Raw genomic sequence first — 17,908 nt, forward strand, 5'->3', positions numbered from 1 at the left:
ATATAAAGTAAAAAAAGCATAAAAAGAAAAGTTATGAATTAATAAAAGAATATGTACCTACAATTATAAATAATGAAATCCAACAAACAGTAATAGTCAGATAATTTATTATATTTGAATGTTTAGACAAAATCAAAAATTATTATCCAAGAAAGAATTACAATGCAATTTAAATATAAGGCTTATAAAAATCTATTAGCGGAGTTAGGCAGAATGGATTATGTTGTGGAATTATCTGAAATTGCAATTAAAGATTTTCTAAAAAATTTAAATAATGCTGAAAGTCCCGAACAATTTTTGGAAGAGAAATGTAAGGAGCACAATATTTGGGTTTCGTTGGACTCAAGTAACCCCAGCTACAACCAATCTATTTTAGGTTATATATCTGGAGTATATCACTTATTCGAAGCATTTCTTTATGAGATGAAAGAGGAATATAAGTTACTTACAGATGGTGAATCGATCAACTTCAATACGGAGACTACAAAGCTAAATCAGATTATAAACTATTTTAAATCTAAAGGTAGATTTAATAATGTAGACTATATACAATTTTATTTAATAGATATTTTTGAGTATTATCACTTGTTAAGAATTTATTTTTCACACAAAAAGACGGTTTCAATAAACGAAATTAAAAATAAATGGGAAAAAGCAAATGTACATTCTAATGAAGAACTTTATGCCAAGTACCGTATTAACAATAGTCCGAAAGAACTTAATGAAGTAGATTTTGAAGATTACTTTTTATTCACTCAAATTTGCAAAGAATTAGCATTAAGGATAAGTTCACTCTGTTATCCTGATCCTGATAAACTTGCAATTTCTTTAAAAAGATTCAAAAAATATGAAAATGAATCCGAAATAATTAAACGACTTGAAATATATCTTCTAAATGAATATGCATTCGTAAAGGAAGATGATTATGATAAGTCATTTTTAAAGTCTATCTTTACTCATATTTAAAGGTATTAGGTCTGTTGGTTAAGACGCTTAAAGCCATTTTTGGAAATATAATTCAAAAATGATTTTAAGAGACGCAGGTTCGATTCCTGCAATACCTACAATTTTTTAATATAATCTACGATTAATACCTAAATTCCTCATTTGTAAGGATTTTTAGTTTTCTTATTAATTGATTCTCTAAACGGATAATTTTCTTTGAGTTTTTTGTCCATTACGGGATCGAAAGTCCACGTTTCATCAAGGAAATACCATCCTGTGTCTATCTTCTCTAAATTGTCTGGATTCCTGTAAATTACCACTCCTAAAGCTTTTTGAGATCTACAATCTTGTTTTATGGCATATGTATAATTCTTTAAAGCGGTAATTGCATGTTGAAAATTTATAGAGTGTATAGGAATAAATACAAAAGCACAATCTGTTCTCTCTGAATACATTTTATAAGGGGTTATAAATTCAAACTTTTCACATTTCTCCATAGCTAGAGAAAGTCGCTTTTTGAATTCAATCAATTCAGATCTGTGCAATTTTGCGATAGCTTTAATGATGGGATAGTAATGGATATCAGCGTATGAAGTTGAACTAATAACAGCTTGTTTAAAGTTTTCAATTAATCCTGATATATCAAAATCCTCTTCTTTTTTATATTTCTGTACATTATCAATATACTCTGCATTAAAATGATCTACATTAAGAGTTTCAAAAAAATGACCTAAGAGGTATTGTTCAGGTAGACGATGAATAGCGAGTTTATGAAATTCCAAAAAATCTTCCCTAAAATTTAGGTATTCAGATATTTCAGTAGGAGTAATTAGATATTTACAAATATAAAAATAGTCTTCTATATGAAAAAGATGAATATTTCCTGCGCCTGAACTTTCATAAAATTTTTGATACCGTAGAGTTTCTGGAAAATCAATATTAGCAGAATAAATAATAATCTTTTTTATATCCTTGACTTCATTAGCGGCTTTAACATTCATTTTATGACCTCTCTCATTTTCAATGATTATAGAATCATGGACATCAAAATAATGCAATGTATTTTTTATTTGTTTCACTGCTTTATTCATGACTTTATTTTTAAACCAATTTTCATAATTAGAAGAAGTCTGGTTCATTTCTTTAATCTGAAAAATAAAGCAGTATTCATCTAACCAAACCACATTATCAGCAAGTTCCTGTTCAGAATTGTCATTACTTTTAAAGTCATTGTTACTGAATGTAAATTCTTTAAAAAAGACATTTTGATTAATTAAAGACAATTGACTTTCTGATTTTGTTTTTTCTGTTCCGCTCATTGTATCACATTGTAATTATTATGCTAATAAATTTTCCAAAGATTCATAGGAAATATAATCATCCTCTTTAATGATATAATAAATTTTAGATAGGTTTACAAATTCATTTTTCTTTGTCTTTAAATATTTAATTACCTTTTGAGAAATATCAATATTATCTTTAATTTGAATAAATACGCATATTTGATAGTTCAAATCTTCAATATAATTATCAAGTTTAATAAGGTCTTTTTTTACTTTACTTGAACCACCTCTTGATTCTACTGCTCTCATTGTTTTAATTTCACAAGCTAAAATCTGTTGATTCATATTGTTCTGCTGTTCATGTAAAATAAGATCCGGATATACAATATTTATATTCTCTCTGTAAATAGACCCATCCTTTCTAATTTCTCCATTAATTATCAAATTTTCATATTGATATTTTTCAGCAACAATTCTCCATTGATGATAAAGTTCATAAGCAAATACTCGTTCACACATCTGCTCTTTTATTCCATACTGCCAGAGTAAATATTTAGGATCTACCCTGATAAGTGCCAGCAAAAAATCGTTAAAATGTATATTTTCACACCATTCTCTATTATTTTCAATAGTGGCTATTTGGTCATTAGTTATTGTGATCATAAAATTAAAGTATTTAATGGCGTAATACCGTTGATAAAAATATTATTAGATTATTTTTGATAGTTACTAAAATACAAAAAAAGGACTTGATTTACCTCATCTTTTCCCTCGGCAACCCAATCTCATGTTCCTGTGGATAAGGCTTTCTAAAGGTCATACTAACGTCCTCTCTAAGATTCCTTTGTGTTTCCTGAGATTTTTCCTGATCCATTGAATATCTGGGATCTGGAATGAAGGGCATTTTTGCCATTTTATGAATGGTAACAGTGGGAAAATGGAAATCGACTTCTACAGTTCCCAACAGCAGATAACATCCTCCTCCCTGAAAAGGATATTGTTTGAGAGAATCCGGAAAATGAGCGGTATCAAAATACTCCCCTTCTGCATCAATCCAGGTTCCAAAAAACATTTCATCCCTTTTATTTCCTTCCCGTTTATTTTTGATAGGAACATGTTTTCTCGAAATCAGATAAGCCAGCATTTTCACCTGTTTCTTATGGCATTGTATGAGATTCTTAGCCATGACTGATCCACGGTATTTTGTCTGCAGAAGATCAAAAGGAGAAAAGGAAACCGGAAAACCCAGAATTTCTATTTCATCAAAAGCATCTTCAAACTTATTTCTTTCAATCTTAGGAAGGTGATAACTTTTTTGTGGTTCATCCAGTAAGGTAGGCTGCCGGTAAACCACTTTATTATTCCCTAATAAAAATCTTGCTTCAATAAGCAGCTCATGTTTTTGTTTTCCTGTAAACCGGAATGCACCGATAAAAATCAGGATCTGCAATGTTTCGATGCCTATAGGAATTCTCTTGACAAAATTCTCTAAGGATCGATATTCCCCATTCTTTTTTCTTTCTTCAGGAATCAACTGAGCCAGTCTTTCTTCCAGTTTTTCGATATGCATCAGTCCCAGATAGACATCAGTTCCATATACGGTGGTTTGCCATTCACTGAGATTAACACAGGGGTTATTAATGGTAGCCCCCGACATCCTAGCTTCATGCACATATACCTCCGTTCTGTAAAAGCCACCTCCGTTATTGATGGCACACACCATGAACTCGATAGGATAATAGACTTTAAGGAATAAGCTTTGATAGCTTTCAACAGCATAAGATGCGGAATGTGCTTTACAAAAGGAGTATCCGGCAAAAGATTCTATCTGGCGATATACCTCTTTAGACAGCTGTTCAGAATGTCCTTTTGCTCTGCAGGATTCAAAAAAATGATCTTTCACTTTCTGAAGCGCCGCCAAAGAACGCCCCTTACCACTCATTGCCCTGCGAAGAACATCACCATCGGAGGCAGGCAGTCCTCCGAAGTGTAAGGCAATTTTAATGACATCTTCCTGGTATACCATAATGCCGTAGGTTTCACCCAGCTCCTGCTTAAAAACCTCATGAAAGTATTCAAACTGAGTGGGATTATTATGTCTGAAAATATACTCTTTCATCATTCCGCTTTGCGCTACACCCGGGCGAATAATCGATGAAGCTGCCACGAGCACTTTATAATTATCACATTTCAGCCTTCTCAGCAATCCCCGCATGGCGGGCGATTCGATATAAAAACATCCGATAGTTTTTCCGATACTCAGAAATTCATTGCATTTCACCTCATCTTTAGAAAGTGTTGTATTTTCTATATCTATAGTAATTCCTCTTTTTTCTTCAATCAGTTGTACGGTATCATTAATAGTTCCCAACCCCCGTTGTGAGAGAATATCAAATTTTTCCAGTCCGATATCTTCAGCAGTATGCATATCGAACTGCACAATCGGAAATCCTTTAGGGGGCATTTCCAATGCAGAATAATTGGTAATAGGTTCTTCTGATATCAAGATTCCACATGAGTGCATGCTTCTCTGATTGGGAAATTTCTCTAACAATCTTCCATATTTATGAACCACCCTGAATACTGAATTATCATCATGCTGATTCAAGGGTTTTGTCGCCAGGGCATCCAGTTCTTCTTTCGGAAGTCCGAATGCTTTTCCTACTTCCCGGAAAATAGAACGGTATTTAAACTCAACATTGGTTCCGCAAAAAGCGACATAATCTTTTCCATACTTTTTAAAAATATATTCCAGAATAATATCCCTTCTCTGCCAGCTCCAGTCAATATCAAAGTCAGGGGGAGTCTTGCGGTTCAGATTCAAAAACCGTTCAAAATACAAGTCAAGTTCCAACGGACAGATAGCGGTAATACCAATGCAATAACTAACAATAGAGTTAGCTCCACTCCCCCTTCCTACATGCATAAATCCCATTTTATTACTGTATTGGATAATATCCCAGGTAATCAAAAAGTACGCACAGAAATTCAACTGGTCAATGACTGCCAATTCCTTTTCCAGTCTTTGTTTAGCTTCTGTATGATTCATTGAGTACTTTTTTACCAAACCTTCATAAGCTAATTTTCTCAGCAGTTGAATGTCATTTTGTTTTGAATCCGTATAATACTTCTTGTTTTTAGGAGTCGAAAAATCAAAATCAAAACTGCAGGAACCTATTACTGATTTGGTATTCTCGATAATCTGAGGATAATGAATATATTTCTGCAACAGTTCTTTTTTATCAACAAAAGTTTCTGTAGCCTTACATACATCTGATTCATTAAGCTTTGATAACAATGTATTGTTGTCAATGGCCCGCAATATCCTGTGCAGGTTATATTCCTGTTTTGTTTTAAATGTTACGGGATGAAGAATAACCATTTTAGGAATCAGCTTTTTCAGTTTAGGTTTGATCAGCAGATTAAGTTCCTCATATCGAATACCGATGAATTCATTATCATATAATTTTTCCGGCAGATTATGCAGAGGATAAAGGATGATATTGTCAGGCAGATCAGGATTGATCTTTGGAATCTGTACATGATCACAATTGTAATTGGTGAGGAGTTTATTAACTTCTCCGATTCCTTTAGCATTTTTGGCGAGGCAGATATAGTATAATTCATGATCTACCCTGACTTCCATTCCTACAATAGGCTTGATCCCTTTTTCCTTACAAATCTTATAGAAATCATAGATTCCGGTAACAGTATTGATATCCGTTAATGCTAAACATCTTACATTATGCTCAGCAGCCTGCTGAACAAGATCCTGAATAGGAATGGTTCCATAGCGTAAGCTGTGAAAAGAATGACAATTGAGAAACATAACCTAAAATTTTTAACGTATTAAACCTGAAGCCCTGCATACACTGGTCGTACCAAACCTGTTTTTAATTTTGTCCATTGCCTGATAGAGTGAGATCTGTTCCTCAGTATCTTCAAAAAGATTCATCTGGTGGCATCCATGAACCAGGTTGGTAAATTTTACACCCACCATTCTGATCCTGATTCTTCTGGTATAGAGTTTATTGAACAGTTCAAGTACATATTTGAGTAAGGTGTGATCAGCTGAAGTATGCGGGATTCTGCATTGCTTTGTTTCCGTATCAAAGTTGGAATATCGGATTTTTACTACCACTGTGGAAGTAAGCCATTTCTCTTCTCTCAACTGATAGCATAGTTTTTCCACCATTCCTGAAAGAATGCTTCTCACAGCAAACACATCAATGGTATCCTGTGAAAAGGTATCTTCCGTAGAAATGGACTTTCTTTCAGAATATTGCATGACGGGCGTTTCATCAATCCCATTGGCTTTTTTCCAGAGCACTGTTCCGTTTTTGCCAATCAGTTGCTGCAATACATCAGGCGGGGTCTGGGAAAGCGTTTCAATGGTACGGACTCCTAATCTTGACAGTAACTGAAATGTCTCATTGCCTACCATTGGAATCTTCTTAATAGATAAAGGATTCAGAAAAGGCTGAACATCTTTTTCTTTAACCTCCAGTTTTCCGACAGGTTTAGATTCCCCGGTTCCTATTTTAGCCACAGTTTTATTGGTAGAGAGTGCAAAACTGATGGGAAGTCCTGTGTTGTCTGTAACTGCCTGTGCCACTTCCTGAGTCCATTTATAGCAGCCAAAAAACTTATCCATTCCTGAGAGATCAAGATAGAACTCATCAATACTTGCTTTTTCCATTACCGGAACTTTATCTCTGATTACTTCGGTGACTAATTGGGACATCGTAAGATACATATCCATATCACCTTTGATAACCATTGCTTCAGGGCATAAGCGTAAAGCCATCTTGATAGGCATAGCTGATCGTACGCCAAAGAATCGTGTTTCATATGAGCAGGATGCCACCACTCCACGGTCACCACCTCCAATGATGATCGGTCTTCCAACCAATTCTGAATTCTTTTTCCGCTCGCAAGAGACGAAAAAAGTATCCAAATCCATATGTACTATCGAACGATTCATGCAACAAAATTAGATACTATTTGTCTCAAAATTTATATATTTGCTGGTATAAATTATACCAATGTCATTTTTTTCAGAAAACATCAGGTTTCTGAGAGATCAGAAAAAAATCTCTCAGGCAAAGATTTCAGCTGACCTTACCATTACCCGTGAACGGTATGCGAAGTACGAAGATGGTCGCTCTGAACCACCGATTGAAATCTTATTAAGGATTTCAAAGTATCATAAAGTCAGTATTGATTTACTGGTCAGTATTGATATTCGTAAATATCCTTTAGATGATATTGTTAAGCTTCCGGGTAATAAAATCATTCTTCCTGTTGTAGTAGATTCAAATGGTAATAATTTTATTGAAATTGTTCCTCAAAAAGCTTCTATGGGTTATTTGAACGGATACAGCGACCCTGAATATATGGAAAGCCTTCAGAAGATGCAGCTTCCATTTCTGAAAAATGGCAAGTTCAGAGCTTTTCTTGCGGATGGAGATTCTATGCCTCCTTTTGCAGATCAGTCAATTATTATTGGGGAATATGTGGAAAGACCTGAAGATCTCAAAGCTAAAAAAGAATATATTTTTGTTACAACTGAGGGAATCACCTATAAAACTTTTGTTAAACGAACTTCCAGAACAATTACTGTTGCTGCGGATAATATGTTTTATGAGCCATATGATATTCTTCTTAAAGATGTTGTAGAAATATGGCGGTATGTCAGAGGAATTTTACCCCAGGATTACAAACCGCATTATCTGCCTGATGAGGAGAGTCTGAAAAATCTGGTCGATGATGCTAAGCGGAGTATCAGTAATCTAGAAAACAGGCTTCTTAATATGAAAACAAAATAAAAACTTCCCCGAAGGGAAGCAAAAACACAAATGATGAAAAAAAACCCCGATGAATCGGGATCTTGTAAAAATAAAAATTTTATTAAAAATTGACAATGAGCCAGCTCAGTTTATTTGATGCAGAAGAATTTTATGAATTTCCAAAAGATCTTTTGGAATACAGAGAGCATTTTTTAAGTGCGGAAGAGGCTGATACACTTAAAGCAGTACTATTAGAGAATACTCCCTGGGAACAGCGTACTCAAAAAATGTATGATAAAACAGTTTTGACTCCAAGACTGACGGCTTGGTACGGTGATGACAATAAATCTTATCAAACAGCAGATAATAACTCATCAAAAACCAATCCATGGGCTCCTGAACTACTTTCGTTAAAAGAAAGAATTGAAAATGAGTTCGGATACAGATTTAATGGTGTATTATTGAACCTTTACAGAGATAACAATGATTCTGTTGCATGGCATAGGGACAAAGAAAGCAGATATGGGAAGCGACCAGTCATTGCTTCAATCAGCTTGGGACAAACCCGAAATTTCGATTTCAGAAAGAAAGACCACCATCAGAGTAAATACAGTCTGCCGCTTCCTCATGGTTCGCTGCTTATTATGAAAGGTGATCTTCAGGAAAACTGGGAGCATCGAATTGCTAAATCAGTCATTCCTATGAAAGAGCGCATCAATCTTACTTTCAGATTAATTAACAATATCTGATACAACCTTTTACAGCCAAAGGCTTCCACTTCATTCCAACCTATTTTCTTAACGAGCTTAGTCCGCTAACTTCGATGTTAAATTAAATATTTAGCATCATGGAAGACATTCAAAACACTCAACATCCGGATCCTTCTTTAATCAATATTCTATTGGTTTTCAATCCCAAAACCAATAAGATTGAAGCTGTGAAAACAATAGACGATAAAGGAGATCTGAAAACAGTACCCAACACCAAGAAGAATCAGAATCAATTTCTAAAGATTGATAAACAGGGTGATTTATTCTCCAACTTTTTCTCCAATTTTTTGAGTCAACTTAAAAATCCGACTTTATTCAACTTTTTTAAATCGCCACTTAAAGAATCAGAAAATATAGGAAAACAGATCCAGCATCACCTTACCCACCCCAGTACTGAGGGTGAAGAATTTCTAAACACTTACAAAATATTAACCCCAAATACCAATACGATGAGTACAAACCCTTTATCAGAAAAAGAATATCAGTATTCGGCTGATCAAATCGACTGGAATATGATGTCAAAATTCGGCTTAACTCAAGAAAAATTAGAAAAAGCAAATGCTTTAGATCCTATGTTAAAAGGATTTAAAACCAACGGACTTGTTCCTGTTACCATCAATCTTGGAACAGCCCTTACCAGAATGGATGCCAGGCTTTCATTGAATACCAACGATGCCGGAGATGTAGTCATCAATATTCATGGAATCAGAAAAGAACCCAATTTTAATTTTAAGTTCTTAGGTCATGAATTTACTGCAGAAGACAAAAAAAATTTAAAGGAAAACGGGAATATGGGACGTGTTGTGGAACTTATTAATCCAAAGACTGATGAAATTATTCCTTCCGTTATCAGCAGAGACCGTCTCACAAATGAACTGGTTGCTTATAAAGTTGAAAATATTAAAATTCCCGAAGAGATTAAAGGTATCAAATTAAATGAAGAGCAAAAGCAAACTTTGATAGAAGGTAAGGCATTATATCTGGAAGGTATGATTTCTACCAAAGGAGAGCCCTTTAATGCACATGTTCAGTTTAATGCGGATAAAAAATATGTGGAATTTCTGTTCGATCATAAAGAGCGTCAGCAACAATCTCATTCGGAAACTTCAAGAACATTCAGAGGCAAAGACTTAAGTGATGAACAGTATGAGAAATTTAAAGGTGGACAAACCATCTATCTGGATGGACTTCTGGATAAAAAAGGCCAGCCTTATCAGGGATATATTACCCTAAATCAAGAGACAGGAAAAGTGGATTTTTCATTTCAAAATCCAAATAAAGCGGGAGAACAGGCAAAACCTACGGAAGGACACAAAACACAAACTGCAGTTAATTCAGAAGGTAAAACCAATGAAGCGACTAAGAACTTAAAAGAACCGTTACAAAAAGGACAACAAACCCCTAAAGATAAAAATCAGCAGGCAAAACAAGATAAACCTCAGTCTCGTACAAGAAAACGTGGCGTCTGATGTAAGCTTTAATAACGATCGATATGAAAGTAATATTAGCAGAAAAGCCCAGTGTTGCCAGAGAAATAGCAATGGTCTTGGGAGCAACTGAAAAGAAAAATGGATATATAACAGGTAATGGCTATGCCGTTACCTGGTCTTTTGGTCATTTACTGGCATTGGCGATGCCTGAAGATTATGGTATTTCAAGCTTTAATAAACAGGCTTTACCTATTTTACCCGAACCATTCAAATTAACCATCAGAAAAGTAAAAAAGGGCAAGCAGTTTATCGTGGACCCAGGAGCATCCAAACAATTGAAAATCATTGAAAAGTTATTCGCTGCATGTGACCGTATTATTGTCGCTACAGATGCAGGAAGAGAAGGAGAACTTATCTTTAGGTATATCTATGAATATCTGAATTGCAAAAAACCGTTTGAAAGAATATGGATCAGTTCCTTAACAGAAAAAGCCATTAAAAGTGGTTTTCAAAATTTAAAGCCCGGAGGTCAGTATGATGGCTTATTTCATGCGGGTCAATGCAGAAGCAGAGCTGACTGGTTATTAGGGATTAATACCACTCAGGCATTGACTATAGCTGCAGGTAGCGGATTATATTCCTTAGGCAGGGTTCAGACTCCGACATTAGATATAATCTGCAAACGTTATCATGAACACAAAAACTTCATCAGTCAGAAATACTGGCAGATTGAGTTGCGGCATCAAAAAGATTATATAGAATTTAAGAGTCTTGGAAAACTAAAATTCACAGAAAGAAAACAAGCTGAAGATATTGTAAAATCTTTGGAAAGAAACCCGACAACAGCAACGATTACCTCTATTGATGTAAAAACAGTAAAAGAGCAATCTCCTCTCCTGTTTGATTTGACAGGTCTGCAAAAAGAAGCAAACAAGAGATTAAATTTCAGTGCAGAGGAAACGCTGAATATTGCTCAGAGTCTCTATGAGAATAAATTTATTACTTATCCTCGCACGGGAAGTCAATACATCCCGGAAGATCTATGGCCGGAAATACCTGATCTCATCAGAATCCTTCAGGAAAAGGAGCCATATAAAAATGCAGCAGGTTCACTTCCTTGGGGAAATTTCAGCAGAAGAATTGCGAATGATATGAAAGTTACTGATCATCATGGACTGCTCACTACTGAGAAAATTCCCTCAGCACTTACGGCAAAAGAGAATGCTATTTACGAACTGATCGCTTTTCGATTACTGGAGGCTGTTTCACAGCCTTGTATCAAAGAAATTACAGATGTTGGTTTACAGGTGCTTCATTTCGATTTTGTAGCTCAGGGATGTAAAATCTTACAAAAAGGTTGGTGTAATATTACCGGTATTTTTTCAGATGATTTTGACCCGATAGAAGAGTTACCTGAAATCAGGGAAGGTGCAGAACTCAAAATTAAAGGGATTACGATCATCGAAAAGAAAACCCAGGCTCCAAGCCTTTATACTGAAGGAACCTTATTGTCTGCAATGGAAAATGCAGGAAAAGATATTGAAAAAACAGAACAGCGGAAAATATTAAAAAATATAGGTATTGGCACACCTGCAACAAGGGCATCTATTATTGAGACGTTAATTCATCGGGGTTACATCACAAGAGATAAAAAATCAATCATCCCAACTGATAAAGGTCTACATGTTCATAGCCTGATAAAAGATAAGAAAATAGCCGATGTTTCTTTAACAGCAGAATGGGAATTAGAAATGCAGCGTATAGAAAATAATGAATCCAAGGCTGCTGAATTTCAAAAACAAATCGAAAGCTACACAAAATCTGTTACTGAGGAATTACTACAGATCAACATTGAACAACCTCATCTTCCCAATATTATATGTCCAAAATGTAAAACGCAATATTTGATTATTCATGATCATATTGTGAAATGTTCTGATATTCATTGCAGTTGGTTGCAGTTTAGAAATATTTGCGGTATACAAATCTCATTGAATGATATAAAAAGCCTTGTTAACACCGGTAGAACTTCATTAATAAAGGGAATGAAAAGTAAGTCAGGAAAAACTTTTAATGCTCATATCATCCTAAATGACAAAATTGAAAGTTCATTTGAATTTGAAAGAAATTGATAGGTTAATTCTCCCCTTTAAACGAAGCAAACTTTATTTATAATACAACTCATAGATGATGTGAATCGGAAAAAAAACTTATTTACAGTAAATTTGCACCCGATTCTCATGTTTAATTTGAGTTTTCATGGTTATTAGTTTTTATCCCCGGTCTCCGGGGATTTTTACTTTATTCTTTTGGTATTAAATGCTGTAGCTCAGGGTGAGTTTTTATACGCTCAATTTCATTTTCAATGATCCTCATAACATCCTGCTTAACATTTCTGTAATTCTCTTCAATAATTGATGTGAATCGGTCTTTTCCTTTTTCATCTACAAATGATAAAATCTCTGGTATCCGCTGATAAGATTTAGTCTCTTCAACTACTTTCTCATGATCCACTACTATTTCTGCATGAAACATTTTCTGTTCAATCCTTTCATCAAAATTATCAGATACAGCCCCTACAAACATTCCCTGACTTAAAGTTGAAATTTTAGAAGCCGGTATCAAACTATCCAGTTGCGTAGATATAGAAGTGGATGTATCGTTTCTGTTGATGGTCATACTTTGTCTTTTCTGCAGGACTTTTCCAAATCGTTCCGAAAGATTTTTAGCAGTATCTCCCACAACCTGACCACTGAATATATTCCCCACTGTATTCTGAATCACTTTACTTTCTTTATCCCCATAATCTCTTGTCAACTGGGAGAAATCCTGAAACCCCAGACAGACAGCTACCTTATTACTTCTTGCGGTTGCAATCAGATTATCCAATCCCCGAAAATAAATCGTAGGCAATTCATCAATAATCACTGAACTCTTTAGTTGTCCTTTTTTATTGATGAGTTTTACGATTCTGGAATTGTACAACCCCAATGCTGCCGAATAGATATTCTGCCGATCCGGGTTATTCCCTACACATAATATTTTCGGTTCTTTCGGATTGTTAATATCCAATGAAAAATCATCTCCGGTCATGACCCAGTATAGCTGAGGAGATATCATTCGTGATAAAGGAATCTTAGCAGAGGCGATCTGTCCCTGAAGCTGGTCTTGTGCGCCGCCTTGCCACGCGTCCATGAAAGGGGAAAGATAATTCTCAAGATCAGTATAAGAAGTTAGGATAGTGAAAACATCAGAGTATTTTTTATTGAGTAGTTCAATGGCATGAGGAAAAGTGCAGTATTTACCCTTTTCATATATTTTCAGAAACCAGATAATAGCAGCTAAAAGAATAATGGGAGATTCCACGAAGAAGTCTCCTTGCTTTTGAATCCAGGTTCTGTTTAAATTGAGCATGATGGTATAGGCTGCTTCATAGGCATCTGAAATATCCGTCATAAAATCAGGATTTAAAGGATTACACCGATGGCTTCTTCGGGGATCATCAAAATTAATAACATAAAACTTCGGTTTTACTTTGTATTTATCCTGGTGTTTCAATACATGATTATAAGCAATTGTTGAAAGATCATCAAACTTAAAATCATAGATATACATGGAAAACCCCTTTTCGATCTGCTGTTTGATATAATTATTGACGATAGCATATGACTTTCCTGATCCTGGAGTTCCCAATACAATGGTTGCTCTGAATGGATTGACAATATTAATCCAACCCTGATTCCATTTCCCTCTGTAATAGAATTTAGTGGGAAGATTGACAGAATATTCATTTTCCATCAATTGGGTTTCCTGCATAAAACTTTCATTCTCATTATTGAATACATCATCCATCAGGTTATGTTTTAACAAGCGGCTCATCCATACCCCTGACACCATTAGGAGGATATATCCTACTAACATTGAAAGCATATATAAAAGAATACCTACTCCACCCCATCTCAGCAAAATAGTATTGAAGAAAAACAGTAACGTTCCGACTGCCATAAAACTGATAATCTGAGACCAGGTTATCTTCTCGTCTTTTACTCCTTTTGTTCCCAGACAGCTTAAAGAGAGTAATACCATGGTAAAAACTTTTGTATAGAGACTATGAGAAAACAAGCCTGCCGTTTTTTGGAAATTCTGCAGTATTCTGTTAATGACTTCCAATGTCCATCCTTTTTCATGAAAAAAGGAATAACAATACCAGTAATAATGCATCAGTACTATTAAAATACTGACGGCACGCATAAAAGCCATAATTTTAGCTAAGCCCCGTAGATCATCTTCACCCTGCATATCATTTATTTTTAGAGTTAGGATGATGAATTTACCTAGTGAGAGAAGTGTGCTTTCTACACTGGCAGTGTCAGGCGTTATAAGGAAGCGTTTGGCACCGTACTGAAGCTTACTTTCTCATGAATCATAGCAGTTGTTGACCAAGGATTTTTTTACATTTGTCCTATAACAAAATATCAATGAAACCTGTACAATCAACATACACTGAATTACTGGACAGTATCGGATCCGCTATTGAGATTGCAAGACAAAATGCGGTTAAGGCAGTTAACACTGAACTGGTGAAAGCCAACTGGGAAATTGGCAGGCATATCGTGGAATACGAGCAACATGGTGAAGAACGTGCGGAATACGGAAGTAATTTACTGGCAACGCTTTCAAAAGATCTGAGGCTGCGTTATGGAAAAGGATTTGGCAGGCGTAATATTTTGGATATGCGCAGATTTTATTTGACCTATCAAAAATGGCAGGCAGTGCCTGCCAAATTAAGCTGGACTCATCTGGTTACTTTGTTGGGAATTTCCGATGATACGGCAAGAAAGTTTTATGAAAAACAGGCAGTACTGGAAAATTGGGGTTATCGCGAACTGGAAAGGCAGATCAACTCTTCCCTTTTTGAAAGGCTGGCATTGAGCAAAGATAAAAAGGGAGTGTTGCAACTGGCTGAAAAAGGTCACATCATAACCGATTCCACAGAGGCTATAAAAGATCCTTATGTACTGGACTTTCTTAAATTACCTCAAAGTCATCGTGTGACCGAAAAAGCATTGGAACAGAAGATTATTGACAACCTGCAGATGTTTCTTTTAGAACTGGGGAAAGGTTTTACATTTGTAGGAAGACAGTATAAAATATCACTTCGTAACCGTCATTTTTATATTGATCTCGTATTCTATCATCGTATCCTAAAGTGTTTTGTGTTGATTGATTTAAAAATAAAACAGGTCGAGCACAATGATATAGGGCAAATGAATTTATACCTGAATTACTTTAAATCTGAAGAAAATGTAGTGGATGATAACGAGCCCATAGGAATTATCCTTTCCGCCGAAAAAGATGAAGTATTGGTCGAATATGCAACGGGTGGTATATCTAATAAAATATTTGTTTCCAAATACCAATTGTATTTACCTGACAAAAAGGAATTGCAGCAAAAAATACAAGCTATTATGCAAAAAGAAGGTTAAGAAATCATCAGACTATCTTTTTCTTCTTTTTTTCCGCTTCCGCATTTGCTGTGAAAAAACCTGTTCTTCATAGTCCTCTCCCTGCACTGTTGGTAACAGTCCGGGAAATGAATCCATTAATCCAATATCATATATATAATCATTATTATCATTTAAAAACTCAAATAGAGGATGTAGCTGACGAGGTAAAATCTGATTTACTGGGAGTGATTCCGTTTCTGCCTTCTTTTCATTAGAGGGTCTTTTTAAATACTCCTGATCCTTCCATAAATCATTAAAAACAGCAGCGGAATATTCTTTTCCCAAATTTGAACCATTCCATACTGTTTTGGAGTTGTGATCGATAAATGTCATTCCATAAATACGTCCGGTTTCATTTCTTCGGATTACCGTATTAATGCCTACAGATCTTAATTTCTCAACAAAACTTTTTTCATGAATACTCACTTTGAGGGCATTATCAATCCAGCCCTTTATTTCTGTTTTATTCGATTGAAGAGTAGATTCTTTACTTTTTAAAAAGTGAGATTCCATTGCAGACAACTGTGCCGCTTTTCCAATCCGTGAAGCTTTTAATGGATTTCCAATTTTATTTTTGTTTTTATCCAATGCAAAATATACCAAACCTCGCTGCGGCTTTCCATGCAATTCACCTTCAATTTTTTCAACTGCTATATTGAACAATGAAAGCAGAGCATTGTACTCTCCAAGTGTTTTAAAGGAATATACATCCGCAATATTCCGGATCACAGAAGCAATTTGATGTTTAACATTTCCGGTCTGATAATCAATCGGTTTGAAAACCATGTTATTTTTCACCTTCTGCCCTTCTGTAACTGACCATAAATTATAGGTATTTTCGAGTTGTCTGCATATATTCATTGACCGCCTTTTCTCAAATTGATCTGATATTTTCCTGCCATTTTCATCAACACATACTGAGACAATATGAATATGAGTACGGTCGATATCATGATGTTTAAACACCATGTAGGGCTGTTCTCCGTACCCCATTTCATTCATATACTCTTCTGCCATCTTCATAAAATCCTTATCGCTGACCTTGTCATTCGGATCGGGATTAAGCGATATATGTAAGGTATGCTTTTCCGTCTTTACATTGGCAGCCAGATAAGGATCGAAAGATTTCAATAATTGGGGTATTGTATACGTCCCATCTGGAGATTCTACCATTTTATTCATCAACAAAATTTGTCCTAATCCCTTTTCAACCTTATGATGATTATAGGCTAAGGCACCATATAAATTACTGCTTCTGCCAATTTTTGCAATCATTGAGCCATCATTTTTCTATATTTTTGTTAGTAAATTCATTAGCCAATTCGATAATTTTCCGACATAAAACCGAAAGTTCAACAGTGTGTTTCTCCAGCTGATACAAAAATGCTGCGGCTTTTTTTTCGGTAAAATGAGTATATAATAACTTAACCACCTGATTGTAATTCACACCCACTGCTCTAAACTGCGAATAAAAGGAAGTCAGTCTCATGTAAAAATCAACGCTCCCCTTATCAATTTTTACAGTTTTTATTTCTTTAGAAAATAATACGGACGTTATAAATTTAGCTTTATTGTCTATTCCAGAGGCTTCAAACAAAGACAGAAATTTGCTATTGTCTTCATCATCCAGCCTAAAAACATACCGGTGATTACAAGGGTTTATCTTTGGCTTTCGCCCTCCTTTACCTCTCTTATTATTTTTCTGATCATTCATAGATATCCATTTAAAGTTTATAAACCTCGACTTCGGAGAGTGTTTCAAAGCTCCCGGCAGGGCAAGTTGTTTTGAGGCACAAAAAACAGTTATGAGGCACTCAAAACACAACTTGCCGTGTTCAGGTGAACACTATATTTACTGCACTACAAAAACTTTTGTAACAACCGATCCACATCTTTCAGATGTTGTACTAAACAACAAACTCTTACTAAAAATCAATACAACAAGGTAAATAGAAGCTAGCAGATATATACAATATTACTCCCTTCCAATTGATGCCAAATAACACTATTAATTACCTGAAAATCCGCACTGGTTTTGAAGACTCTTTCCTTTACAGCAAAATATAAAGTTGAGGATGAAACGGCTAAATCATAAAAATGTAAAGTTTTAAAACTATAAAAGCAGAAAAGCAGTTACAAATATTCAAAGCGAGGCATATTCTCGACAAAACAATTGTAAAGATG

13 protein-coding genes and 1 pseudogene are annotated in these 17,908 nt (G+C 35.1%); 7 read left to right on the top strand and 7 right to left on the bottom strand.

Going from position 1 to position 17,908, the window contains the following annotated elements; all coding sequences use genetic code 11:
- Nucleotides 1–162: 162 nt before the first annotated feature.
- On the top strand, nucleotides 163–966 hold the full coding sequence (locus tag OH814_RS05525; protein ID WP_308827450.1) for a hypothetical protein: 804 nt from the start codon (nucleotides 163–165) through the stop codon (nucleotides 964–966).
- Nucleotides 967–1,064 (top strand): annotated as a pseudogene (locus OH814_RS05530).
- A gap of 39 nt (nucleotides 1,065–1,103) precedes the next feature.
- On the opposite strand, the gene OH814_RS05535 reads toward OH814_RS05530, so the two are convergent.
- The 4 genes from OH814_RS05535 to dinB form a co-directional block, all read right to left on the bottom strand.
- A complete protein-coding gene (locus OH814_RS05535) occupies nucleotides 1,104–2,264 on the bottom strand; it encodes a hypothetical protein (protein WP_308827451.1) in 1,161 nt (386 codons plus the stop codon).
- 18 nt (nucleotides 2,265–2,282) lie between these two features.
- Nucleotides 2,283–2,891 (bottom strand): hypothetical protein, encoded by a 609-nt coding sequence (locus OH814_RS05540; protein ID WP_308827452.1) that lies wholly within the window; start codon nucleotides 2,889–2,891, stop codon nucleotides 2,283–2,285.
- 91 nt (nucleotides 2,892–2,982) lie between these two features.
- Nucleotides 2,983–6,057, bottom strand: a complete 3,075-nt coding sequence (locus OH814_RS05545) for a DNA polymerase III subunit alpha (protein WP_308827453.1) — start codon at nucleotides 6,055–6,057, stop codon at nucleotides 2,983–2,985.
- Between the two features lie 12 nt (nucleotides 6,058–6,069).
- Nucleotides 6,070–7,212: a DNA polymerase IV gene (gene dinB, locus OH814_RS05550; protein WP_308827454.1), complete on the bottom strand. Its 1,143-nt coding sequence runs from the start codon at nucleotides 7,210–7,212 to the stop codon at nucleotides 6,070–6,072.
- Between the two features lie 61 nt (nucleotides 7,213–7,273).
- On the opposite strand from dinB, the gene OH814_RS05555 reads away from it, so the two are divergent.
- From OH814_RS05555 to OH814_RS05570, 4 genes are all read left to right on the top strand, one after another.
- Nucleotides 7,274–8,056 carry a LexA family transcriptional regulator gene (locus OH814_RS05555; protein WP_308827455.1) on the top strand — a complete coding sequence of 261 codons (783 nt, stop codon included), beginning with the start codon at nucleotides 7,274–7,276 and terminating at the stop codon, nucleotides 8,054–8,056.
- Nucleotides 8,057–8,151: 95 nt separating this feature from the next.
- A complete protein-coding gene (locus OH814_RS05560; protein ID WP_308827456.1) occupies nucleotides 8,152–8,766 on the top strand; it encodes an alpha-ketoglutarate-dependent dioxygenase AlkB in 615 nt (204 codons plus the stop codon).
- Between the two features lie 95 nt (nucleotides 8,767–8,861).
- Nucleotides 8,862–10,256, top strand: a complete 1,395-nt coding sequence (locus OH814_RS05565) for a DUF3945 domain-containing protein (protein ID WP_374990560.1) — start codon at nucleotides 8,862–8,864, stop codon at nucleotides 10,254–10,256.
- Nucleotides 10,257–10,279: 23 nt separating this feature from the next.
- Entirely contained in the window at nucleotides 10,280–12,349 is a 2,070-nt protein-coding gene (locus OH814_RS05570; protein WP_308827458.1) for a DNA topoisomerase, read from the top strand.
- A gap of 169 nt (nucleotides 12,350–12,518) precedes the next feature.
- Here the strand turns inward: OH814_RS05570 and mobC are convergent, their stop codons facing one another.
- Nucleotides 12,519–14,516, bottom strand: coding sequence for a conjugal transfer protein MobC (gene mobC / locus OH814_RS05575; protein WP_308827459.1), 1,998 nt, complete (start codon nucleotides 14,514–14,516; stop codon nucleotides 12,519–12,521).
- Nucleotides 14,517–14,695: 179 nt separating this feature from the next.
- Between mobC and OH814_RS05580 the strand changes: the two genes are divergently transcribed.
- Nucleotides 14,696–15,703 carry a PDDEXK nuclease domain-containing protein gene (locus OH814_RS05580; RefSeq protein WP_308827460.1) on the top strand — a complete coding sequence of 336 codons (1,008 nt, stop codon included), beginning with the start codon at nucleotides 14,696–14,698 and terminating at the stop codon, nucleotides 15,701–15,703.
- Between the two features lie 12 nt (nucleotides 15,704–15,715).
- Here OH814_RS05580 and mobB read toward each other — a convergent pair whose 3' ends face one another.
- A complete protein-coding gene (mobB, locus tag OH814_RS05585) occupies nucleotides 15,716–16,999 on the bottom strand; it encodes a conjugal transfer protein MobB (protein WP_308827461.1) in 1,284 nt (427 codons plus the stop codon).
- Between the two features lie 7 nt (nucleotides 17,000–17,006).
- A complete protein-coding gene (mobA, locus tag OH814_RS05590) occupies nucleotides 17,007–17,438 on the bottom strand; it encodes a conjugal transfer protein MobA (RefSeq protein WP_308827462.1) in 432 nt (143 codons plus the stop codon).
- Between the last annotated feature and the right edge of the window lie 470 nt (nucleotides 17,439–17,908).

It is taken from the genome of Chryseobacterium sp. CFS15 (assembly GCF_031118795.1).
Taxonomy (GTDB): Bacteria; Bacteroidota; Bacteroidia; order Flavobacteriales; family Weeksellaceae; genus Chryseobacterium; species Chryseobacterium indoltheticum.

What these genes read in the sequence shown, in the direction of transcription:
- OH814_RS05525 (WP_308827450.1), top strand. Translation starts at nt 163, where the DNA reads ATGCAATTTAAATATAAGGCTTATAAAAATCTATTAGCGGAGTTAGGC.
- OH814_RS05535 (WP_308827451.1), bottom strand. Translation starts at nt 2,264, where the DNA reads ATGAGCGGAACAGAAAAAACAAAATCAGAAAGTCAATTGTCTTTAATT.
- OH814_RS05540 (WP_308827452.1), bottom strand. Translation starts at nt 2,891, where the DNA reads ATGATCACAATAACTAATGACCAAATAGCCACTATTGAAAATAATAGA.
- OH814_RS05545 (WP_308827453.1), bottom strand. Translation starts at nt 6,057, where the DNA reads ATGTTTCTCAATTGTCATTCTTTTCACAGCTTACGCTATGGAACCATT.
- dinB (WP_308827454.1), bottom strand. Translation starts at nt 7,212, where the DNA reads ATGAATCGTTCGATAGTACATATGGATTTGGATACTTTTTTCGTCTCT.
- OH814_RS05555 (WP_308827455.1), top strand. Translation starts at nt 7,274, where the DNA reads ATGTCATTTTTTTCAGAAAACATCAGGTTTCTGAGAGATCAGAAAAAA.
- OH814_RS05560 (WP_308827456.1), top strand. Translation starts at nt 8,152, where the DNA reads ATGAGCCAGCTCAGTTTATTTGATGCAGAAGAATTTTATGAATTTCCA.
- OH814_RS05570 (WP_308827458.1), top strand. Translation starts at nt 10,280, where the DNA reads ATGAAAGTAATATTAGCAGAAAAGCCCAGTGTTGCCAGAGAAATAGCA.
- mobC (WP_308827459.1), bottom strand. Translation starts at nt 14,516, where the DNA reads ATGCAGGGTGAAGATGATCTACGGGGCTTAGCTAAAATTATGGCTTTT.
- OH814_RS05580 (WP_308827460.1), top strand. Translation starts at nt 14,696, where the DNA reads ATGAAACCTGTACAATCAACATACACTGAATTACTGGACAGTATCGGA.
- mobB (WP_308827461.1), bottom strand. Translation starts at nt 16,999, where the DNA reads ATGATTGCAAAAATTGGCAGAAGCAGTAATTTATATGGTGCCTTAGCC.
- mobA (WP_308827462.1), bottom strand. Translation starts at nt 17,438, where the DNA reads ATGAATGATCAGAAAAATAATAAGAGAGGTAAAGGAGGGCGAAAGCCA.